Annotated in this window: 24 protein-coding genes and 1 tRNA gene; 13 read left to right on the top strand and 12 right to left on the bottom strand. The window is 52.4% G+C overall.

The features are described from left to right. Positions 1 to 129: 129 nt before the first annotated feature. Positions 130 to 879: a hypothetical protein gene (locus EGT51_RS07530; RefSeq protein ID WP_135368109.1), complete on the bottom strand. Its 750-nt coding sequence runs from the start codon at positions 877 to 879 to the stop codon at positions 130 to 132. Between the two features lie 13 nt (positions 880 to 892). After that, positions 893 to 1,171 carry a hypothetical protein gene (locus EGT51_RS07525; protein ID WP_135368108.1) on the bottom strand — a complete coding sequence of 93 codons (279 nt, stop codon included), beginning with the start codon at positions 1,169 to 1,171 and terminating at the stop codon, positions 893 to 895. A 210-nt stretch (positions 1,172 to 1,381) separates the two neighbouring features. On the opposite strand from EGT51_RS07525, the gene rnz reads away from it, so the two are divergent. From rnz to EGT51_RS07505, 4 genes are all read left to right on the top strand, one after another. Next, positions 1,382 to 2,332 (top strand): ribonuclease Z, encoded by a 951-nt coding sequence (gene rnz, locus EGT51_RS07520; protein ID WP_135368107.1) that lies wholly within the window; start codon positions 1,382 to 1,384, stop codon positions 2,330 to 2,332. Beyond that, on the top strand, positions 2,332 to 2,721 hold the full coding sequence (locus tag EGT51_RS07515; protein WP_135368115.1) for a LapA family protein: 390 nt from the start codon (positions 2,332 to 2,334) through the stop codon (positions 2,719 to 2,721). The genes rnz and EGT51_RS07515 overlap by 1 nt, the downstream gene beginning before the upstream one ends. Before the next feature lie 124 nt (positions 2,722 to 2,845). Next, positions 2,846 to 5,167: a single-stranded-DNA-specific exonuclease RecJ gene (gene recJ / locus EGT51_RS07510; RefSeq protein ID WP_135368106.1), complete on the top strand. Its 2,322-nt coding sequence runs from the start codon at positions 2,846 to 2,848 to the stop codon at positions 5,165 to 5,167. Between the two features lie 17 nt (positions 5,168 to 5,184). Continuing rightward, complete coding sequence (locus tag EGT51_RS07505; RefSeq protein ID WP_125577246.1) at positions 5,185 to 5,703, top strand: adenine phosphoribosyltransferase; 519 nt, start codon at positions 5,185 to 5,187, stop codon at positions 5,701 to 5,703. Positions 5,704 to 5,898: 195 nt separating this feature from the next. Here EGT51_RS07505 and EGT51_RS07500 read toward each other — a convergent pair whose 3' ends face one another. Both EGT51_RS07500 and EGT51_RS07495 read right to left on the bottom strand, forming a co-directional pair. After that, on the bottom strand, positions 5,899 to 6,345 hold the full coding sequence (locus EGT51_RS07500) for a universal stress protein (RefSeq protein ID WP_032676570.1): 447 nt from the start codon (positions 6,343 to 6,345) through the stop codon (positions 5,899 to 5,901). Between the two features lie 95 nt (positions 6,346 to 6,440). Continuing rightward, the gene (locus EGT51_RS07495; RefSeq protein ID WP_135368105.1) at positions 6,441 to 7,619 is read right to left on the bottom strand and encodes a CynX/NimT family MFS transporter; all 1,179 of its coding nucleotides are present in this window, start codon (positions 7,617 to 7,619) and stop codon (positions 6,441 to 6,443) included. Between the two features lie 370 nt (positions 7,620 to 7,989). Between EGT51_RS07495 and EGT51_RS07490 the strand changes: the two genes are divergently transcribed. Together EGT51_RS07490 and EGT51_RS07485 are read left to right on the top strand one after the other, a co-directional pair. Further along, positions 7,990 to 8,367, top strand: a complete 378-nt coding sequence (locus EGT51_RS07490; RefSeq protein ID WP_135368104.1) for a hypothetical protein — start codon at positions 7,990 to 7,992, stop codon at positions 8,365 to 8,367. A gap of 143 nt (positions 8,368 to 8,510) precedes the next feature. Further along, a complete protein-coding gene (locus EGT51_RS07485) occupies positions 8,511 to 8,909 on the top strand; it encodes a TIR domain-containing protein (RefSeq protein ID WP_135368103.1) in 399 nt (132 codons plus the stop codon). A 305-nt stretch (positions 8,910 to 9,214) separates the two neighbouring features. Here EGT51_RS07485 and EGT51_RS07480 read toward each other — a convergent pair. From EGT51_RS07480 to EGT51_RS07460, 6 genes are all read right to left on the bottom strand, one after another. Continuing rightward, positions 9,215 to 9,302: transfer RNA gene (locus EGT51_RS07480), tRNA-Ser, on the bottom strand. Positions 9,303 to 9,895: 593 nt separating this feature from the next. After that, positions 9,896 to 10,384: a cupin domain-containing protein gene (locus tag EGT51_RS07475; RefSeq protein WP_135368102.1), complete on the bottom strand. Its 489-nt coding sequence runs from the start codon at positions 10,382 to 10,384 to the stop codon at positions 9,896 to 9,898. Positions 10,385 to 10,400: 16 nt separating this feature from the next. Beyond that, positions 10,401 to 10,568 carry a hypothetical protein gene (locus EGT51_RS12955; protein ID WP_164505615.1) on the bottom strand — a complete coding sequence of 56 codons (168 nt, stop codon included), beginning with the start codon at positions 10,566 to 10,568 and terminating at the stop codon, positions 10,401 to 10,403. Between the two features lie 83 nt (positions 10,569 to 10,651). Beyond that, positions 10,652 to 11,131 carry a nucleoside-diphosphate kinase gene (gene ndk, locus EGT51_RS07470; RefSeq protein ID WP_135368101.1) on the bottom strand — a complete coding sequence of 160 codons (480 nt, stop codon included), beginning with the start codon at positions 11,129 to 11,131 and terminating at the stop codon, positions 10,652 to 10,654. Between the two features lie 142 nt (positions 11,132 to 11,273). Further along, positions 11,274 to 11,459, bottom strand: coding sequence for a PspC domain-containing protein (locus tag EGT51_RS07465; protein WP_135368100.1), 186 nt, complete (start codon positions 11,457 to 11,459; stop codon positions 11,274 to 11,276). Positions 11,460 to 11,485: 26 nt separating this feature from the next. After that, entirely contained in the window at positions 11,486 to 12,148 is a 663-nt protein-coding gene (locus EGT51_RS07460) for a histidine phosphatase family protein (RefSeq protein WP_135368099.1), read from the bottom strand. 173 nt (positions 12,149 to 12,321) lie between these two features. Here EGT51_RS07460 and EGT51_RS07455 point away from each other — a divergent pair, with 173 nt between their 5' ends. Both EGT51_RS07455 and EGT51_RS07450 read left to right on the top strand, forming a co-directional pair. Beyond that, the gene (locus EGT51_RS07455) at positions 12,322 to 13,203 is read left to right on the top strand and encodes a PPK2 family polyphosphate kinase (protein ID WP_135368098.1); all 882 of its coding nucleotides are present in this window, start codon (positions 12,322 to 12,324) and stop codon (positions 13,201 to 13,203) included. A gap of 215 nt (positions 13,204 to 13,418) precedes the next feature. Beyond that, the gene (locus EGT51_RS07450) at positions 13,419 to 14,597 is read left to right on the top strand and encodes a hydroxymethylglutaryl-CoA synthase (RefSeq protein WP_135368097.1); all 1,179 of its coding nucleotides are present in this window, start codon (positions 13,419 to 13,421) and stop codon (positions 14,595 to 14,597) included. 75 nt (positions 14,598 to 14,672) lie between these two features. On the opposite strand, the gene EGT51_RS07445 is transcribed toward EGT51_RS07450, so the two are convergent. Beyond that, positions 14,673 to 15,269, bottom strand: coding sequence for a hypothetical protein (locus tag EGT51_RS07445; RefSeq protein ID WP_135368096.1), 597 nt, complete (start codon positions 15,267 to 15,269; stop codon positions 14,673 to 14,675). A 241-nt stretch (positions 15,270 to 15,510) separates the two neighbouring features. Between EGT51_RS07445 and EGT51_RS07440 the strand changes: the two genes are divergently transcribed. Beyond that, positions 15,511 to 15,951: a nucleoside 2-deoxyribosyltransferase gene (locus EGT51_RS07440; protein ID WP_135368095.1), complete on the top strand. Its 441-nt coding sequence runs from the start codon at positions 15,511 to 15,513 to the stop codon at positions 15,949 to 15,951. 471 nt (positions 15,952 to 16,422) lie between these two features. Here EGT51_RS07440 and lexA read toward each other — a convergent pair whose 3' ends face one another. Further along, a complete protein-coding gene (gene lexA / locus EGT51_RS07435) occupies positions 16,423 to 17,052 on the bottom strand; it encodes a transcriptional repressor LexA (RefSeq protein ID WP_135368094.1) in 630 nt (209 codons plus the stop codon). 193 nt (positions 17,053 to 17,245) lie between these two features. On the opposite strand from lexA, the gene EGT51_RS07430 reads away from it, so the two are divergent. The 4 genes from EGT51_RS07430 (at position 17,246) to EGT51_RS07415 (ending at position 21,501) form a co-directional block, all read left to right on the top strand. After that, positions 17,246 to 17,494, top strand: a complete 249-nt coding sequence (locus EGT51_RS07430) for a DUF896 domain-containing protein (RefSeq protein WP_135368093.1) — start codon at positions 17,246 to 17,248, stop codon at positions 17,492 to 17,494. Positions 17,495 to 17,594: 100 nt separating this feature from the next. Then, the gene (locus tag EGT51_RS07425) at positions 17,595 to 17,819 is read left to right on the top strand and encodes a YneF family protein (RefSeq protein ID WP_125575920.1); all 225 of its coding nucleotides are present in this window, start codon (positions 17,595 to 17,597) and stop codon (positions 17,817 to 17,819) included. Positions 17,820 to 17,954: 135 nt separating this feature from the next. Continuing rightward, positions 17,955 to 19,715, top strand: a complete 1,761-nt coding sequence (locus EGT51_RS07420) for an ABC transporter ATP-binding protein (RefSeq protein WP_135368092.1) — start codon at positions 17,955 to 17,957, stop codon at positions 19,713 to 19,715. After that, complete coding sequence (locus tag EGT51_RS07415) at positions 19,705 to 21,501, top strand: ABC transporter ATP-binding protein (protein ID WP_135368091.1); 1,797 nt, start codon at positions 19,705 to 19,707, stop codon at positions 21,499 to 21,501. The genes EGT51_RS07420 and EGT51_RS07415 overlap by 11 nt, the downstream gene beginning before the upstream one ends. Positions 21,502 to 21,508: the final 7 nt, after the last annotated feature.

Genomic DNA, 21,508 nt, shown 5'->3' with positions numbered 1-21,508 from the left:
AACACTGAGTGTCATGGAAACCACAATCTGTCGATTGAACCTGCCTTCAAAGGTGGTGACCGCGCTCAACCCCCACCGTAGCCGAAGGTTCGCCAAGTAGGGGGTTGAGCACGTTGCCAGGCCACCCCGTTACAGTGCTAGCTTCAACCAGCCAGTGGGAGCCACGACCTGCTTGCTGTCGGCGTAGGCGCCGGCGAAGGCGATTTTCACCGACTTGAAGGTCGGGCGCTTCTTTTCGCTGGCCAAGCCCGTGGCAAAGGTCGTCAGGTGGTCGTTGGCGGGGATGGTCTTGCCGGCGCTGGCGTCACTGAGTTGCCCGGAGGCGTTTAACTGGCGGTTTTGACTGAGTCGCAGGGTCTTGATCCCATCCGTGGTGACGTCACGCTTGCCGTGATTGGTGATGGTAAATTTCACTTGGATCGTGTAATAGGGGCTCTTGATGCTGGCCAGATTCAAGGCCTGGGCCGCCATGCGTTTGGCTGCGGCGGTCTTGGCCGTGTTCTTGATGATGCGCACCGTGGTGACCTTATAAGTCAGCGGACCGCTCTTGATAGTGGTCCGAGGGTGCTTAACTTGGTCGAGTTGCAGCTTGGTGCCGACCTTATCGTAGGTGTATTGCCCGGCCGTCTTCAATTTGCCCGACTTGACATAGTGGGCGCTCCTGGTTTGGGCGGCCTTAGGACGGTAGGTCTGGGCCTCTTTTTTCGTTGAAGATGACCCGGAAACCGCCGCATCGGGCTTAGGGGCACTATAACTGCTGGACTTAGCCGAGCTATTCTTAAAGCTAGCGGTGCTTTGTTTGGCATTAGACTGGCAGCCCGCCAGACCGAGGACTAAGACACTCAGACCAAGTAGGGCCAATGATGAATGGAAACGCATGATAAAACTCCTTTCAACCTAATAGGATTTGGTGAGGCACTAAGCGATACCCGTACAGCCGAATCGGCGTGTCAGCCGCGATGAACAGGTTGGCGTGGGGCGCCATTTGTTGGCAGCGGGTACGCAATTGATCCAGCGTCAACGCGTGACCGGCGCCACTGACCAAGACGATTTGCTTGGCCGTCGCCGGTAGGATGTCGACGATGGGGGTGGTCACGTGGTCATGTTCCCAAAAGACTTCTAGTGCCGGATGCAGATCAATGGTGGAACGGTTAAAATCGATGAGGCGCAACGAAACTCCCTCCCCAGTTCGTGACTTTACCTCAGTATACCGAATTTTTCTGGAGAACCCCAGGCCGGCACCCGGATTTTTTAAAATTCATGGACCATCTGCCTGGTCGAGACAGGTTTTACCGGAATCGGGGAAGGAAAAGTTGCGGTTTGGGTGAAAATCCCCTAAAATAGTGCTTGGACTTAAAAACAGGATAGGAACGAAAAAAATATGGAAATTGAATTCTTAGGGACCGGCGCCGGTTCACCAGGAAAGTTCCGTAACGTGACCAGCACGGCCTTGCGCCTGTTGGACGAGCGGAATTCCGTCTGGTTGTTTGACGTGGGTGAAGCGACCCAGCACCAAATTTTACGCACGACGTTAAAGCCGCGTAAAATCGATAAAATTTTTATTACACACTTACACGGTGACCATATTTTTGGCCTACCAGGGTTATTAAGTAGTCGGTCATTTCAGGGCGGCAATGAGCCCCTGACGATTTATGGCCCCAAGGGGATTCGGAACTTCGTTGAGGTCAGCATGCGCGTGTCCGAGACCAAGTTGTCTTACAAGATTCATTATCAAGAATTGACGGCCGACGGGTTGATCTTCGAGGATCCGAAGTTCCGCGTTTACGCGCAGCACTTGGACCACCGCATCGAATGCTTTGGGTACCGCGTCGAGGAAAAGGACCATCCCGGCGAGCTACAGGTGGACAAACTCAAGGCCGCCCAGATTCCATCCGGGCCAGTTTACGGCCAACTCAAGGCGGGTCAAACGGTGACCTTACCGGATGGACGGACGGTCAACGGGCAAGACTTTTTAGGGCCCGCCCAACCCGGTCGAATCGTGGCGATCTTAGGGGATACCCGGCAGACGCCCGGTGAGGAAAAATTGGCCAAAAACGCGGACGTGTTGGTTCACGAAAGCACGTTTGCCAAGGGCGAAAGCAAGTTAGCGCGTTCGTATTACCACTCGACCAACATTCAGGCGGCCGAGTTGGCCAAGCGGATGCACGTCAAATTATTACTGTTGAACCATATTTCCGCACGTTACACGGGAAAGATGGCGTTAGATCTCCAGCATCAGGCGCGTGAAGTCTTTAAGAACACCAAGGTGGTCAAGGACTTTGACGCGGTCGATGTTCCCTTTCAAAAATTAATCAAGGCGGGTGCTAAGTGATGAAGAATCAGTGGCGAATTGTGATCAGCATTTTATTAGTCATCGTGGTCGCGGTGTTTGCAATCTTAAATGTGGAAAGTGTCCCCGTGTCCTTTGGGTTCACCACAGTTCACTGGCCACTGATTTTGATTCTACTAGTCTCCATTTTGATTGGGGCGGTCTTGATGATCTTGTTTTCGACCATCAACGCCGTGCAGCACAACCGGGCCTACAAGGAACTGGAACAGACTAGCAGTGAGCATCTGGCCCAGCTTCAGGCGGAAAACGACCGGTTGTCCAAGCGCCTACAAAATTCAAACAGTAAGCAAGCGGCTGGCCTCCAGGAAAAGCAGATCAAAGAACTCCGGGCCCAAGTGGCTGATCTGCAGGCCAAGTTAGCCGAAAAATAAGACAGTTCAGGAACAGATCAACGTTGAAACAAGTGGGCGTTGCGGAAGTTAGCGAGTCATCAACACTAATTTCTGTGGCGTCCGTTTCTGTTTCGTGACTCAAGGATAGAAAGGATGGTTGTTGGTGATTGCCGCACAGTATCGCTGGAATATCAAAGACGTGAACCAGCCGTCGAAAGAGGCGCTCAAGCTGGCCGAAGAAACGCAGACGCCGCCGATTATTGCCCAGATTTTGGTGAATCGGGGCTATCGGACGGCCGAAGCGATTCAGGCCTTCTTGAATCCGGGACCCGAACAACTCCATGACCCGAATCTGTTGCACGACATGGCCAAGGGCGTTGAACGCATTGAAGACGCCATTTCCCAGGAGCAACAGATCACCATTTACGGCGATTACGATGCCGATGGGGTCACGAGTACGTCGATTTTGTACGAAACGCTCAACGAAATGGGTGCCAAGGTCAACTACTATATTCCCAACCGGTTTACGGACGGGTACGGGCCCAACGTCGCGGCTTTTCAAAAATTGATTGCGGCGGGGACCCAGCTCTTCGTGACCGTGGACAACGGGGTGGCCGGCAAGGATGCGATTGCGGCGGCTAATGAGGCCGGCGTTGACGTGGTCGTGACCGATCACCACGAATTGCCCCAGGACCTTCCAGACGCCTATGCCATCATCCATCCCCGTTATCCGGGCGCCGAGTATCCCTTTGGTGGCTTGTCCGGTGCGGGTGTGGCCTTCAAGGTCGCCCAGGCCCTGCGCGAGGAGATTCCCCAAGACCTGCTGGATCTGGCAGCGATTGGGACAGTCGCCGATCTGGTGCCGTTGATTGATGAAAATCGCGTCTTGGTCTACTATGGCTTACAGCTGCTGGCTCAAGACGAACGACCCGGCCTGCAGGCTTTGATGCAAGGCGCGGGGTTAAAACCGGCGGAATTGACGGAACAATCCATCGGCTTTGGCATTGCGCCGCGACTCAATGCGTTGGGGCGACTGGACGATGCGAGTCCCGCAGTCGAACTCTTGACGACGTTAGATGACACGCAGGCCACGGCTTTAGCCAAGGATACCGAAGCCAAGAACCGGCATCGCCAAGATCTGGTCAAAACCATCAGCGCGGCCGCCTTAGCGCAGGCCGCCGATGCCGACCACAGCCAGCGACCGACCCTGATCATTAGTGGTCATGATTGGCACGAAGGCGTGCTGGGAATCGTAGCCAGCAAGGTCGTGGAGACCACGGGCAAACCCACGTTGGTGGTGAACATTCAGGATGGTCGGGCCAAGGGGTCTGGTCGAAGCGTCGACGCATTCAACCTCTTTACGGCCCTAGATGGTCACAGAGACCTGATGACGGCGTTTGGGGGCCATCACATGGCAGTCGGGTTGACGGTGCCTGAGGACCAATTAGGGGCCTTGGCGGACGCCTTGGATGCTGAAGCGGAGACGCAAAAATTGACCGAGAGTGGCCCCAGCGAGTTGGTGGTCGCGGCGGCCTTGTCCGTCAAGGACGCCACGATGGATTTCTACCACCAACTGGCCAAGTTAGCGCCGTTTGGTCCGGATAATCCGCAGCCGTTGTTTGCCTTTAAGTCAGCGACGGTCACGCAGGTCAAGGCCATCGGTCAAGATCACAGTCATTTGAAATTTCAATTGGCCCAAGATCACCAGCAACTCAACGCCATTCAGTTTGGTGCCGGTAAAAACGTCCCGGCATTGACTGCGGATCCCGAGGCAGTCGAGGTGTTAGGGGCCATCGAGGACAACGTTTGGCAAGGCCGGCATTCCTTGCAGGTGATGGTCAAGGATCTCAAGCAGGTCGCGCGGCCGGTCGTCGATGCCCGAACCACGCAACTGCATCAGGCGATGTTTCAAGCCTTTGGCGTGTACGTGTTCTTCCACCGCAATATTTACCAACAGCTGGCGGGCCAATTGCCAACGGGGGCCAACGCGCTATTGTTCGACGGGTCGGCGCAACAGCCCGTCGCGGCGGACACCCCGGTCTTTATCGTCGACTGTCCGGACGATACGGCAGATTTAACCAGCGTTTTACAGCAACTTAAACCCACGCAGGTGACGGCTTATTTGTATAAGAAAGAAAGTCTTTCGCAATTAGGGATGCCAACTCGCCCGCAATATGCTAAACTGTTTAAGTTCATTGCAACACATCAACAAGTCGATATAGGCCATCAGCTGGACCAATTGGCGACCTTCTTGCAGATTCCGCGGACCCAGCTGGTCTTCATGATTCAGGTCTTCTTCGAGTGTGGCTTCATCACGATCGATCACGGTATCATGAACGGGGTGGCCCACCCAGAGCACAAGGATTTGGCCAGTGCGCCGAGTTACCAACTCAGACAACAGCAAATGCAGACGGAAAAAGAGCTGTTAGCTTGTCCGACTGCAGCACTCTTGCAGCGTCTTCAGGCCTCATTGGACTTAAAATAAAGGAGCAACTTCATCTTATGGCAACTGATTTTACGAAATACATTGCAAGCGTTCCGGACTACCCCGAAAAGGGCATCATGTTCCGGGACATCTCCCCACTGATGGCGGACGGCGAAGCGTTCCATGCCGCCACTGACGAGATCGTCAAGTACGCCAAGAACAAGGGCGTTGAAATGGTCGTGGGCCCAGAAGCCCGCGGGTTCATCGTCGGCTGCCCGGTCGCTTACGAAATGGGGATCGGTTTTGCCCCGGCCCGTAAGCAAGGCAAATTGCCGCGGAAGACGGTCAAGGCTAGTTATGACTTGGAATACGGTCAATCCGCACTGTACATGCACGAAGACGCCATCAAACCGGGCCAAAAGGTCTTGGTGACCGATGACTTGTTGGCCACGGGTGGGACCATTGGTGCCACGATTCAGTTGGTTGAAGACCTCGGCGGTATCGTCGTGGGAACGGCCTTTTTGATCGAGCTCAAGGATCTGCACGGTCGCGACAAGCTGAAGGGTTACGATATCTTTAGCTTAATGGAATACTAAATTCAAGCGATACAAAAGGTGCCAATCACGGGAAATTTCTCGTGGTTGGCACCTTTTTTAGACTAATCTACTGGTTGACAGTGAAATGATGCGTTGCTTGCTGGGGTGACGGGTGTCTAACGCCTAAGATTGGCGAACGACGGGCGGGCTAGCCCGCACAACGGCCGTCACGAGTTGCATGGAGATAGGGGAACCTTAATCTTCGGCAATATCGTTGATGACGAAGACGTTAGGGTGAGCGTGCTGGACCACGTAGGTGGTGGTTGACCCGACCACGAGTCGGGAGAAGGCGTTGGTCCCGGATTTCCCGATGACGATTAGGTCGATCCCATTTTCGGCATCGTTCGCGACATCGGTGATCTGCTGTTTGGGGGCGCCCTCCAGGTTGGCCGTGGTGACGGTCACACCGGCCGCCGTTGCCAGTTCCTTGGCGCGCGTCATCAGTTCCGTGGCGTTTTCGCGCATGGAGGCGATGACCTCCGTGTAAGCCAGGCCCCGGGCGTAGCCGCCAAACTGGTTGATATCGGTCACGTGCAGGAGCAGTAGGCTGGCGTGCCAGTCCTTGGCCAGATCAATGGCCGCCTTAAGGGCTTCATTGGCGTTGCTGGACCCATCGAGGGGGACTAAAATATGCTGATACATGAGATGACCTCCTTAGCATTGGCTGACGAAACGTTTTAGATTACGATTATATTATCCATAATTAAATGCATATAGTCAACCGTTTTGCATAGTCGTCAATCGGCAATCATGGCGTGACGGTCGACCACGATACCGGTCACGGTCAAGGCGATTGCACAGACGACCAGCAGCAACAAGACAGGGTTCCAGGCGTGCAGACTAGTGGCCAAGGTGCCGAATAAAATGGGACCGACGGCGGCCAGTAAGTAGCCCGCTGACTGGGCCATGCCGGAAATTGCGGCGGTCTGGTAGGGGTTGTGGGTCTTTTCGGTGAAGAACATGATGGCCAGGTTAAAGGCGACCCCGGAGCCCAGACCGCTGATCAACGCCATGGTCGTGAGAAACGGCAGCGAATGCGTGGGTAACAGGAAGGTCAGTGGCGCCACCACGTATCCCAGCGTCATGATCGTCAACAGTAAGGGCATGCCATGGCGTTTGTTAAAGAGGTAAGGCACCAGAAAGGCTAGAGGTAACCCGCTGAGCTGAAACAGCGTCAAGAGGTTACTGGCGACGATAGTGGACACGCCGTGGGTGGTCAGAATCGTGGGCAACCAGGTCAATAAGACGTAGTAGACCAACGACTGCAGGCCAAAGAACAACGTGATCAGCCAGCCAGATGGTTGCCGCCAAACGCTATGGTAATGCGGTACCTGCGCCCGTTGTTGGGCGGTCAGGGCCGGCGTGTCGGCGGTCTTTAAATTGGGCAGCCAACAGATGACAGCTATGATACTGATGACCCCCAAGATGGCTTGGGTCATGCCAAAACTCAGCGATGTGATCAGATAGCCAGCCGCGGCGGTCCCCAACGCACCGACCAACAACATGGACAGGGTGTAAAGACTGGTCCCCAGCTGAATCTGGTCGGGAACGCGTTCCTTGATCAGCGCCGGAATCAAGACGTTACCGCTATCTACGCCAATGCCCACCAGGAAGGTCCCGAAAAACAGGGCGACCACGTTGGGAATGATGCGCCCGTAGCTCCCCAGAATCAAGAGCAGAAACAGGGCCAAAACCGTACGGGCGTTGCCCCAGCGCTGCGCCAATTTCACAATCAGTGGGGAAAAGATGGCAAATGTCACCAGGGGAATCGACGTCAACAGGCCGGCCAAAGAGCTTGGCAGATGCAACGTCTGTTCCAGATCGGGCAGTAGGGGCGGCATTAATGTGATGGGCAGCCGCAGGTTAGCGGCGATCAGCATCATGCTAAAGAGAAACCAGGAACGTTTGGGATACACAAAAAATCCTCCTTCAAAAAGCGTTTAAAATTAGTATAGACCTGAAACCGCCACCACGAAAAGCCCAATCGGACGCAAAAAAGCCAGGGCCGTGGGAGGCGACCCTGGCTTTGAAGAAAACAGCCCGTTGAGGAGGACTATCTGGGGGATGAATCAAGATTCGTGCGGAATCTGTGAGAGTGGTGCAAAGGGGAGAATATGTGTTTATCAACTAATCATTTTGATTAGTTTGTAATTATATTATGGACTAATTAGTGTTTTCCCGCAATCAATATGCTCAGAGAAAAAATGACTTACCGGTAAAACCAATGAGTGGGCCCTGCAATTTTCGACGGTTCCAGGTAGAATAGAGGAAAGGAAGATGATGACCATGGATTTTATTGACCTGACCCCCATTCAGCTGCGGCATACGCCCCTGGGAACCCGCCAGCAGGATCCTAAGCTTCATGACTGGCAATTAGACTGGGAGAAGCTGGCGGCGCTGATACGCGACAATGGCGACGTTATGGCGGTCGTGCAGGCAGGGTTGGCCGAGGACTGGTTGAACACGCAGGGGACCATCTGGGATGAAGAGTGGGGTTACCACCGTTATCCCAACGATAACCGTGAGCCGGATGATACCGTGTTTTGGGCTGCTTCGACTTGGGCCACGCCGGCAATCTTGGTGACGTTTCACAATGAGTTGACCCGGGCATTTGCCTGCTATCGGGAAGGCCGCGACCCGGATTTTCATTATCTAGGACGTTAATGTTTTTGCCGAATAATCGTGATTGCTAGAAAGTAAATTAGATTTGTTATATAGTATTCATTAGAAAAACACCTGCTTGTAATCGTTTTGACTTTTAAGCCAGTTACAATTAAGCCAAGTCAATTAGGAAGGGAGTTTGGATGATGAGTGATCTATTTATCAGCTACCAGTCAGCCGATCCGTTAGCCCATTCGTTTCAGGTCCAACTCCAGGAGTGGGCGGACAAGTACTGGGAGTTTCCATCGGTCAGCTTTCACGAACAGGAGCCGCCGGTGTGCTTTAACTGTGCCAGTGCCAACCGAATTCGCCGGCATTTGCGGAAGGAAATCAAAGCGGCCAATCAATTACTGATTATTATTAGCCGGGCCACCTGGCAGTCGGAATGGACCGACTGGGAAATCTCGACAGCCCAAGATGCCGACAAACAATTGTTGGCCGCCAAGCTAGACAGCACCAATATTTCCCCGATTGGTCTGGTGGATACGGCGCCGATTTGGATCGATCCATTCGATCCGATTGTGTTGGCACAACGAAAATTTTAGAGGCCGAATGCCTTGATGCGTAAAACGAATTTTAGCTTTAGCAATTGACTGCAGGAGAAATGTCGACCATGATTACATCTGTGAAAGAGCGTAAATTGTTTTTACTTTTTTCCACAGATGCGGTTGTGAGCGGCACCGTTGCCTGATTACCAGTCTTAATCGCGGACGTTTCCCAACTTATTTTTAGAGTTAAAGTGGGCCTGTCGATTGCTAATCGGAATAACTCAGTGATACTTTTTAAAATAAAAACAGCAATTTCGTTAAACGTTCATTTAACGAAATTGCTGTTTTTGTTCATATCTTTAAGGAGAGTACAGGATTTGAACCTGCGCGCCGGTATTAGCCGGTTCGACGGATTTCGAGTCCGTTGCATTACCACTCTGCCAACTCTCCAAGTCACTACTTAATATATTCTACCAATAATGACTATAAATGCAAGCCTGTTTTTGATTTTGATGAAAATCTGACCGATTTTTTGGGGAGCAGATTGAAAGACGAGGTAGTTATGCTTGTGTTTTAGATTATTCAGGCTACTTGATGAAGAGCGTAGCCTGAATAATCTATGCAAGCGTTAGCGATTTTTTGAGTCTTCCGGAAGATAAGCTATTGCAAATGATTGGCGAGTTGTCAGAAAATAGGAGGATGAAATTGTCTGACGAATATCATCTTGGTTGGTATCTATTGTAAAAAAACCACCAACCGAGATTGATTGGTGGCGACGCTGTTTATTTAATTTTGGTCATTTTTTCTAGTCGGAAAAAATTGGGCTTGGATGAGCGATGATACTGTTCTCCTGCACTGACTGATAGTTTCTTTTTGCTATGTTTGATGATTTTAAGAGCGGGACGAGAGTTATCGGTCTTATTAAACTTCCCCAAAATTCGCCTTTTATAAAAATCTAATATCTGCGTGTAAAAAATAGAAGATAGAAAAAACACTAACCCGAAAAAACATGAGATTAGTGCTCGCTGATTCAAAAAAATTACCTAATCCGCCAACCGCTCAATCACATCCACCAGTCCCGGATGCGCGGCCAACAACGTTTCGCGGTTCACCAGTGTGAAGTCCGCAAAGTCAAATCCGGGGGCCACCACGCAGCTGACGAGGCCGAACGCATTGGGTTGGGTCACCTCCGAGGCAAAAATCGTGTCATGAGGGACCTTGAACTGGAGACGCTCACCGGCTGTCACATCGGCACCAAGGGTTACCTGCGAGTAGTTGCCGTCGGGGGCGATACAGTGGATAGTCACGGGCGCACCGTCGTGAAAGAACCACAGCTCATCGTGGGTGAGGCGGTGAAAGTGTGAGGGGTGCGTGTCGTCCAGTAGAAAGTAGATACTGGTGTACTGGTAACGAGCGGCCTGACTGGTGTTGTCAAAGACTTTGTCGTCACTTTGAAACGTCTGGCGGTACCAGCCACCCTCTGGATGCGGGGTCAACGCCAGCGCGTCGATGTAGGCCAATTTGCCGGTCATGGAATCAGTCCTTTGATTATGGTTTGGCTTGCCAAGGATCTTCGGTCGCGGGCGCCAGGCCCTTAGCTTGACGAATCGCCTCGGTCAAAGCGTTGGTGACCTCCTTGGGCGTGTGTTGCGTGAGATCCTGCTGCTTGAGCCATTCATAGGCGGCAGCTTCAAAAATATCTTCTGGAAAAGTCATTGTCATTCACCACCTTAGCTACTGTAGATTATAGCAGAGATGGCGCCAAAAAAACGGGCCCAACTTGCGGACCCGCTCATTTTCTATTCCGTGACTTTTTGTTGCTGAAGAGCGGCTTGTTGCTGATGGGCTTCTACCGCTAGTTCGGGGAACCAGATGGCGATTTCGTGGTGCGCATTTTCCCGGCTGTCTGCGGTGTGCACGATATTTCTTAAGATGCCATCGGGGTATTCATGGGCAAAGTCGCCCCGAATCGTGCCGGGTTGGGCGTCGTTGGGCCGAGTCTTACCCGCTAAATTGTGGACAGCCTTGACGACATCGGTCCCGGTGACGATGATGGCGACCAGGGGACCTTCCATCATGTACGTTTCAATTTCGTGGAAATAGGGCTTGTCGACTTGTTCGCAGTAGTGCCTTTCAAGTTGTTCAGGAGTGGCGCGAACGACCTTTAATGCCGTAATTTGGTAGCGCTTTCTTTCTAGCCGTGAAATAATCTCACCAATGTGTCCTTCCGCGACACCGTCAGGTTTTACCAGTACCAAAGTCTTTTCTGAGTTTGCCATGATAGAGACCTCCTTGTATTTGGAGCAACCAAGCGCATTGCTCATGACGTAACAAGTTACACCCTAAATTTTAGAAGATTGGCCCGCTTACGTCAACTAAAAAAGCAGCTCCGCCGAAAATTGGGGGAGCTGCCAGGGTGCTTTATTCGGGATCGCCCATGATCATCCAAAGAATCAGGTAGGCGATGATGCCGGGAAACGCGGGGGTGATGGCCAAGACCACAAACAAGATGCGGGCCACGCCCACGTTCCAATCAAAGTGCTGCGCCAGGCCGCCGAGAACGCCGGCAAAGACCCGATTATTGGCAGAACGGTGAATGTTTTTCATGAGATGAGACCTCCCTGGAAACTAGTTTAGGATTGAAAATCAATCTTGTTAAAGAAATCGACGTGAATATCATCGTCGGTAATCTCTAATTTGGTGATGCTACCATTGATGGTGGCCACGCCTTCGTCAAGTTCCGGGGCGTAGCGGTCCACGATGGAACGAATCGTCATGCCGTGGGAAACGACTAAGACCGTGTCGCCGTCTTGAGAATTGTCCCGGAGCTTATTAAAGCCGCGGTCCAGACGTTCCCAGAACATGTCGTTGCTTTCGGCTTCTCCGTAGAGGTCGGCCTTGTGAATCAAGTCGCGGGCCTTTTCCAGGCCATAGGTACCTAAAACCGCGGATTCGGAGGTCATCTTGACCTGGGCGCCGACGAATTGCCACATTTGGTTCAAGTCGTTGCCTTCAAAATAGCCATGGCACTGTTCCCGAAATTCGGGGTACTGATAGGACACGATGTTCATGTTCTCCGGGTTCTGACGCAAGGCGATGCGCGCGGTCTCAATGGCCCGGCCGGAGTCACTACTGTAGGCAGCGGCTAAGTGAATCCCCTTGAGCTGTTGACCGGCGCGTTTGGCATCAGCCCGGCCCTTTTCCGTGAGGGGCGAGTCGATCCAACCCTGCACCTTATTGTAGTGGTTCAACATGGTTTGTCCGTGACGTACAAAATATGCCGTAATTTTTTTCATATTGGAAACTCCTTCATCAACTTGGTAAGTGGTTACAAGTTAAGTATAGCAAGGCCACCGGGCAAACGCACTCATTTAGACAGGAAAAAGTTTTTTCGTGAATTTTAGCACTTTTAAACGGTCACGGCGGGCAAAGCATGCTATGATTTGTTAGTAACAGGAGGCGATGCGTTTTGAATACTGAAAGTCGTTATCGATATACCGGGGAGGCCCCCGTGGATCTCAGTAAAATAGCCACCCGCGTTGACCGGGGGCCTGAACAGGCCGTCATCACCAACGCCTTGACAGCCAACGTGGCTACCCTAAGTGACCTGCAGACACGTTTGTACGCGCAACGCGAGACTGGCGTGATCATCATCTTGCAGGGGATGGATACCGCCGGCAAGGATGGTCTGATCCGCCACGTCTTCAGTGGGTTGAACCCCTCGGGGACCAGCGTGGTCAGCTTCAAGCAGCCGACGCATCTTCAGTTGGATCACGATTTCTTGTGGCGCGTCAATCAAGAATTACCGCGCCGAGGCGAGATTCGGATCTTTAACCGCTCACAATATGAGGACGTCTTGATCAGTCGGGTCCACCCAGAAATGTTATTGGGGCAACACCTGCCGGGCGTGAACAGTTTGGCAGACGTCGGCGATAAGTTCTTCGATCGGCGTTACCATGACCTGCGGCATTTTGAAACGTACCTGCGCCACCAGGGCTTTGTGACGATCAAGTTCTTCTTACACCTGTCACGTGAGGAACAAACGCGGCGGTTTGAGCGGCGCATCGAAATTGCCAGCAAAAACTGGAAGTTTTCACCCAGCGATATGCGTGAGCGGGCCTTTTGGGCGGACTATCAAGACGCCTATACCAAAATGCTGGCCAATACGGCGACCAAGAAGGAACCGTGGTACATCATCCCGGCCGATGACAAGGGGGTTGCCCGACTGTTGGTCTCGAACATTCTGGTCAAACGGCTGCAGAACATTCACCCAACGTACCCGACGGTCTCCGCAGAAGTCAAGGAACAACTTAAGACCACGTTACACCAGTTGAAGAAGGGTGAATTGTAACTAGCAAAAAGCATCATGTTAGGCGCAAAATGATTTTAAATTAATAAATAGATGTATCATACAATTTTACGAGATTTGCCAATCATCTAAGCACTGTGATAAAGTGTTTTGACGAGAATCAGGAGAACGCTTCACCCGTAAGTGTTAGTCAATTGTGGAAATCACGATCGATCGACTGACACGTGTACAAGGAATTTTAGGAGGATTTTGACACCATGACCGTAACTGTAGGCATTGATAAGATTGGCTTTTTTACCCCAGACCACTATCTAGACATGGTCGATCTGGCACATGCGCGGGGGGAGGACCCCAACAAATATCTGATTGGAATCGGCCAATCCAAACAGGCGGTGATCCCGCCGACCCAAGATGTCGTGACCATGGCGGCCAATGCGGCGAGTCAGATCCTGACGCCAGCCATCAAGGCCGACATCAATATGGTGTTGTTCGGCACCGAATCCGGCGTTGATAATTCTAAGGCAACAGCGGTGTACCTCGCACATTTGTTGGGTCTGCCGGCCAATACCCGGGCGATTGAACTGAAACAAGCGTGCTACGGGGCTACCGCGGGCTTGCAGTTGGCGGCCGACTTTGTTCGGGTCCACCCGACGGCCAAGGTGCTGGTCATTGGGGCCGATATTGCCCGCTACGGCCTGCGCACGGCCGGTGAGGTTACCCAGGGCGGCGGCGCGGTTGCCATGCTGGTCACGGCGGATCCAACGATCCTGGCATTAGATGCCATCAGCAGTTACCACACCGCGGATGTGATGGACTTTTGGCGGCCAACCTATCGGACCGAGGCCTTGGTCGATGGCAAGTATTCGACCAACGTGTACCTGGACTTCTTCAAGACGGTCTGGGCCGACTACCAGGCACAAACGCAGCGGTCGATTGCGGATTTTTCGGCGTTCGTTTTTCATTTACCATTTACCAAGATGGGGCGCAAGGGTCTCCGCCAGATTCTGCCGGAAGCCGATGAACCCCAGCAAGCATCCTTGACGGCGGCTTTTGAGGCCAGCCAGGCGGATAATCGCGAAGTCGGCAATCTCTATACTGGGTCGTTATACCTGAGTTTCCTGTCCTTACTGCGCCACGGAACGCTGGTCGGGGGCGAACGGTTGGGCTTCTTTAGCTACGGCTCGGGTGCCGAGGGGGAGTTCTTCAGCGGCGTGCTGCAACCCGATTACCGATCTGGATTTGACGACGACTTCCTAACGCGACAATTGGCCGACCGCCAAGCCGTCAGTGTGGCCGAATACGAGGCCATTTTCCAGCAACAACTCAGTAACGATGGGCGCGATACGCAACTGGCCGTGGGGCAAGAACGGGCACCGTATTATTTGGCCGGCCGCCAACATCAACAACGGCAGTACCGTCATCAAGCTACCAATTAGATTGGAAAGCGTGAGCCTTTTAAAGGTGACGCAAAAGGGTCTGGGATGTTTTTCCCAGACCCTTCATTTTACAAACTATTCGAATTGATTCTTAGTGAGGTAGCCGTCCTTGTAGACCAAGACGGGCGACTGGTGACCGACCCGAAACACTAGGCTGTAGCCCTTACCCAACGCCTTTTTCAATGACGCGCTGGTCTGAATGAAGTTGTGCGCAAACTTCGGCCATTTGGCTTGTTTGGCCTGACTCGGATCGGCGTGTAAGCCCTTGATGGTTTTCTTCAAATTGGTATTGGTGATGGTCAACGTGTAGGTCTTGCTGGCCTTGTCGAAAGTGACTGGGCCCAATTTCTTTAGGGACTTCGCCAACTGCTGAGCGACCTGCTTTTCCGCTTCGGCTTGGGTCATGGTCTGCGTGCTGCTGGCAAAGGCCTGTCCAGACTGGGAGCTGAGAGATGACGTTTTAGAAACGGAGCTGGCTGCCGATTGGTCGCTGTGGTGGTGATTAGCCGACCAGTAGGGCAGTTTCCAAATGGCACCGGCTGTGACTAAAATTGTGAGCACCAAAACAATCAACGGACCCCGCCGTGATTCTCCCCGTCGCCCGGCGTTGATCACCGAGAAAAAAGTGATAACAATGAAAATAGCACCCAAAATCGCAATTCCTAAGAACATGTTAACCCCTCCGCATGATAAGTTAAGCTAAGTATAGCATGAATATTATGGCAACCGTTAGGAAGTGATAAGGGTTCGCGAGAAAACGTGAAATAATTGGCAAATTCGAATATTTTATTTTTGTAGCGCGTGAAAACGGCTTCTCGGGGAATTATAACCGAATATTAATCAAAAACCTATCGCATAGAGTTAACGTTTCCGGTATAATAAGGACATTCAAGAGAGAAATGAGGAGATTCGATTGACTAACGTGTACTTAGCAGGACCCTTCTTCAGTGAGGAACAGATTTCCCGGATTGAACGGGCAGAAAAGGCCTTGGCTGCCAATCCCCGGGTGGGCAACGTCTTTAGCCCCCGATTGAACGAAATTCGTGACTTGGAAATGGGGACGCCCGAATGGGCAACGGAAACCTTCCAAATGGATGTTCGCCAGATCGACCAAGCGGATGTTGTCGTTGCCCTAGTCGACTTCGTGGACGATCAGGTGGATTCGGGGACGGCCTTTGAAATTGGTTACGCCTTTCACAGTAAAAAGCCAATCGTGGTCTTGCACGAGAAGGATACGATCTTAAACCTGATGTTGGCAGAAGGGCTACACGCCTACTTACGCGAAGCCGAAGCCTTGGCCGCTTACGACTTTTCAACCTTGCCAGAAAGCCATTATCACGGCGAAGTCATCTAGTAATCGGTGGATTGGTTAAATCAGTGCCTGCGTCAGCCAGGGTTCCGCCTGCTCTGGGGAACACCTCCAGCCTGAGGAACGGTCTTCCGGTTCGCTTGAAAGCCTGGCAAAACCGGCCAGTCTTTCAAGTCGTCCCACGCTGTAACCTGGCAAACAACGCCAGGTAACACCGTCGACACAGCTGGCTCCACCCTGGCTGTCTCCGGCGAGATAATGCCTATCAGTCCCGCGGTGTTGACAAGAAAATAGTTGAGCAGCTAACTGCTAACAAGGGGTTAGTCGGTTATTAGTGGTCAGCACCTTTGGCGAACGGTAGGTGGCCAGTTTTGGTTATTGCAGTCGTCAACAACTAGTCTTAACGCGAAATCGCATGACGGCAATCTTTCTAGCCGATTGCTGCCAGTCAATCTTCAGTCACTAAAAAAGCCAGCCCTCAAATCGAGAGCTGGCTTTAACTTAAGTATGCAGAGTCTAGTGGACATCGTCGCGGAATAAGCCGACGACTTTACCCAAGATGCTGACGTGATTCAAGATGATTGGCGCCATGGTGTCATTTTCTGGTTGGAGCCGGTAGTGATCGGCCTCCTTGAAGAACCGTTTGCAGGTCGCTTCGTTTTCTTCGGTCATGGCAATGACGACATCGCCGTTATCGGCGGATTGTTGCCGGCGGACGATGACTTGGTCACCATTTAAGATGCCGATATTGATCATACTTTCGCCGCGAATCGTGAGCATGAAGAGTTGATCGTCATCGTTTTCGAATTCAGGTGGCACAGGGAAGTAATCTGTGGCTTCCTGAACGGCGAGAATCGGTTCGCCGGCCGTGACGGTCCCCAAGACGGGAATCTTGGTCTGTTCTTCGTGGACACCCAGTTCTTCCAGTCCTGCCGGCGTGACTTCCAGCGCCCGGGGTTTCGTGGGGTCCTTGACCAGCAGGCCTTTCTTTTCCAGGCGGGCGATGTGACCGTGGACCGTTGAAGTTGAGGAAAGCGCCACGGCTTCCCCGATTTCACGGACAGTCGGGGGATACCCTTTTTCGTTGACCCGTTCCCAAATGAAGCGGAGAACGGCGATTTGTTTGTTCTCAGAAGCCTTACTCATTTTTTCTGCCACCTCGTTCGTCATTCGTAGTTTTGTTTAGTGCAATTGTAGCATAGGTACCGAACGTTTTCAAACAGATGTTCGGTTAAATTGGTTGAAATTTGAAAATAACCCTGATATGATAGGTGTCGACTTGAATTTTTAAGGAAACTTCGATAACTAAACCCAAATTTTTTCTCAAGGAGGACTGTTCATGGCAGAACCAACAATGGACACGTTATTAACGCGCATCAATGAACTTGCACATAAAAATAAGGCGGAAGGCTTAACGCCCGAGGAGAAGACGGAACGCGCCGGCTTGCGGCAACAATACCTAAAACTCTTCCGGGCGAGCTTCAAGAGCCAAGTCGAGATGTTGCAGGTCTACGACAAAAATGGTAAGGAAGTCACTCCGGAAAAGGTCCGGCAGATTCAACGCGACAAAGGCTTACGGGACGATTAAGGCGTACTGGCGGGTCCTTTTTGGGATTCGCTCTTTTAATTTGCGTTAAGTTTGTGTAGAATTGTTAAATGAATGACTTCATCAAAGGAGGGGAAACGACTTGGCAACTTGGATCTGGATCTTAATCGTGATCGTCGTGGGGTTGGCCTGTGCAGCAGGTGGCTTTTTCGGCGCACGGAAGTACATGGAAAACTATCTGAAAGACAATCCACCAATCAACGAAGACCAATTACGGGCAATGATGTTGCAAATGGGCCAAAAGCCTTCACAGCGGAAACTTCATCAAATGATGAACGCCATGCAACAAAATGCACACAAAAAATAAGTTGGTTTATTTGAGGCTCGCTTCCAGGTTTCTTCCTGGGGCGAGTCTTTTTCGTTGTAATTTCACGATTTTCCGGTAAAATGAGTAAGTCTGTGCTATATTTTAATCATATTCTAATTTTAAGGAGGGATGTTCGTGAGTATTTTTCGCAAACTATCTTGGTATTTCCGATTGGAATGGCGGCGATACCTGGTCGGGGTCATTGGCCTCTTGCTGACGGCATTGATTGCCATTATTCCCCCGCGGATCATCGGAAACATGGTCGATGGCATTCACGGGCAGACCATGACGGGACGCGTGCTGGCCATGGATCTCTTATTCGTGACGCTGGCGGCCTTGGCCCAATACACCACGCGCTACATTTGGCGTAACGCCATCTGGGGTGGAGCGGCGCGGCTGGAACAGCTGTTACGAAACCGGTTGTTCAACCACTTCATGCAAATGGACCGGGTTTTCTACCAGAAGTATCGGACCGGGGACTTGATGGCCCACGCGACCAACGACTTGGAAGCCGTCCAACGGGTCGCCGGCGGGGGGATTCTCCAATTCGCCGACGCCATTATTACTGGAGGCACCACGCTGATCGCCATGATGGCGTTGATTGACTGGCGGCTGACGTTGCTGGCCATCGTGCCGTTTCCTTTTTTGGCGGTTATCTCGTGGTATCTCGGGCAAAAGATTCACCGGGCGTTCGGCGAGTCACAGGCGGCCTTCTCACGGCTGAACAACAAAGCCCAAGAAAGTATCAGTGGCATCAAGGTCATCAAGGCACTGGGCCAAGATGACGCCGATGTCGCCGACTTTGACAGCCAGGTCGACCGGACGATTGAGATCAACCGGCACGTCAACCGACTGGATTCAATGTTTGACCCGGCCATTACCCTGATCATTTCAATCTCGTACGTGGCGACCATCGTCTTAGGGGGGCTGTTTGTCACCCACAACGTCATCACGATTGGGAACCTGGTGTCCTTCATCAGTTACCTGGCTATGATGGTGTGGCCGATGTTTGCCGTGGGGATGTTGTTCAACACCATGGAACGGGGCAATGCTAGTTACGACCGGGTCATGGAATTGTTGGCACAAAAGACCCACATCATTGATCAGACCAATGGAATTCAAACGCGGCCAAGCGGGACGCTGAGTTATCACGTCCAGCAATTCGACTACCCGGACAATGCCGGGGCCAGCTTGAAACGCATCGACTTCGAGCTACCGGCGGGCCACACCTTGGGTATCGTCGGGCGGGTCGGCGCGGGAAAGTCGACGATTATGAAATTGATCCTGCGGGAGTTTGACAATTACACCGGCGAAATCGACTTTGGCGGTCATCCCATCAAAGATTACGCGCTGGACAGCTACCTGCCGGCGATTGGCTACGTGCCACAGGAAAGTTTCCTGTTTTCCTCGAATATCTTTGAAAACATCCGTTTTGCTCGGCCCGAAGCGACCCAAGCGCAAGTGGAAGCCGCGGCGGCCAAGAGTGATCTGGCAGGTCAGATTGCCAAATTACCGGCTGGCTACGATACCGAGGTCGGTGAAGAAGGGATCTCTTTGTCCGGGGGTCAACGTCAACGGTTGGCGATTGCCCGGGCGCTGTTGATCAATCCGGAGTTGCTGATCTTGGATGACGCGCTGTCGGCGGTGGATGCCGAGACCGAAGCGGAGATCTTAGAGAACCTGAAGGCCGAACGGGCCAACAAGACCACCATCATTTCCGCGCACCGGTTGAGTTCCGTCATGAATGCCGACGAAATCTTGGTCTTGGATCAAGGGGCCGTCGTCGAACGCGGGACGCACGAGCAGTTGATGGCCGCCCACGGGTGGTACCAACGCATGTTTGAGCAACAACAATTAGAAACGCAAGTGAAGGGAGGCATCAGTGATGGCAGATAAGACGCACGAATCCGCCTGGGCCCATAGCATGTCCGGTCGCGAGCAGTTGACCGTGATCAAGCGACTGTTCAAGTTTGCGGCGCCGTACAAGTGGTTTTTCATCGGCTCCGTGATCCTGTCGGCCTTGATCAGCGCGGTCAACGTCTTCTTACCGTGGCTGCTGCAGACCTATATGGACAAGTATTTACGGACCAATAACGCCACCATCGTGATCATGTGGCTGTTTGCCGGGCTGTATCTCTTTGGCATGATCGTGAAGGCCATCTTCCAGTTTTGGCAAAACTACACCAGTACCATGGGCGCCGAATACATGTTGGAAAATGTCCGCCGCAAATTATTTCACGATTTACATGGCAAGGGAATGCGCTACTTCGACCAAACACCGGGTGGCTCCATCCTGTCGCGGTTGATGAACGATACCATGACCTTCTCCAACTTCTGGGCGCTGTTCAACACCCTGGTGCTGGCGTTATTTGCGGTCATTTCTTCATTCATCGCGATGTACGCGACCGACGTGACCGTGGCCCTGTGGACGCTGGTCTTGGTGCCATTTCTGGCCTTAACGATCTGGTACTACCAACGGTTCAGTTCCAAGGTCTACCGGCGCATGCGTGAACGGCTCAGTGAGCTGAATACCAAATTAGCCGAGGCCATTACCGGGATCAGTGTCATTCAAGAATTTCGGCAAGAAAAGCGGACGGCCAAGAACTTCGAGAAGACCAACGAGGCCTACTACGGCACTCGTCGCGATATGATTCGGACCAACTCGCTTTTGTTGAGCCCCATCATTAACTTATTCTACGCGTTAGGGACCGTCATCATTTTAGGAATCTTCGGGATCCGGGGCGTTCACGAGGTCGTGGCCGCGGGGGTTATTTACGCGTTCATTACCTACCTGAACAACTTCTACAGCCCGATGAGTAACATGATGGATAACCTGAGTGACTTCCAAAACGGGATGGTCGCGGGCTCGCGGGTCTTACGGATCATTGACGATCAGACTTTAGCGCCCCAACAACATCCGGTAGCGGATGCCAAGATTACGGCCGGCAAGATTGAATTTCGTCACGTGACCTTTGCCTATGACCAGGAGCACCCGGTCTTGCGTGACGTGTCCTTCGTCGCTGAACCGGGGCAAACAGTCGCCTTGGTGGGCCAAACGGGATCCGGGAAGACGTCGACCATCAACGTGTTGATGCGCTTTTACGAATTTCAATCCGGTCAGGTGCTGATCGACGGGCGCGACATCCGTGAATACCCAGCAGCCGAATTACGGTCGAAGATGGGATTGGTCTTACAGGAACCGCAGCTGTTTTACGGCGATATCCAGACCAATATTCGGATGTTCAACCCCGATATTTCAGACGACCAGGTCAAGCAAGCCGCGCACTTCGTTCAAGCCGATGAATTCATCGACCAGCTGCCGCAAGGGTACGCTACGCCGGTGCTCGAACGGGGGACGGAATACTCGGCCGGTCAACGCCAGCTGATTACGTTCGCCCGCACGGTGGTCACGGATCCCAAGATTTTAATCTTGGATGAGGCTACGGCCAACGTCGATACTGAAACGGAGACCATGATCCAAAACGGCCTGGACCGCATCCAGGAGAACCGGACGACCATCGCGATTGCCCACCGGTTGTCGACGATTCAAAACGCCGATTTGATTCTGGTGTTGAATCAGGGGAAAATCGTCGAGCGTGGGACCAATGATGAGCTGATGGCCCAACACGGCTACTACTACGACATGATTCAGCTCCAAAACGCTGCTCATGTTGAAGAGTGATACTGTC

Origin of the sequence: Levilactobacillus suantsaiihabitans (genome assembly GCF_004745505.1) — a bacterium.
Classification (GTDB): Bacteria; Bacillota; Bacilli; order Lactobacillales; family Lactobacillaceae; genus Levilactobacillus; species Levilactobacillus suantsaiihabitans.
The sequence above is the reverse complement of the archived record's forward strand: the minus strand, read 5'-3'. Positions and strand labels throughout refer to the sequence as shown.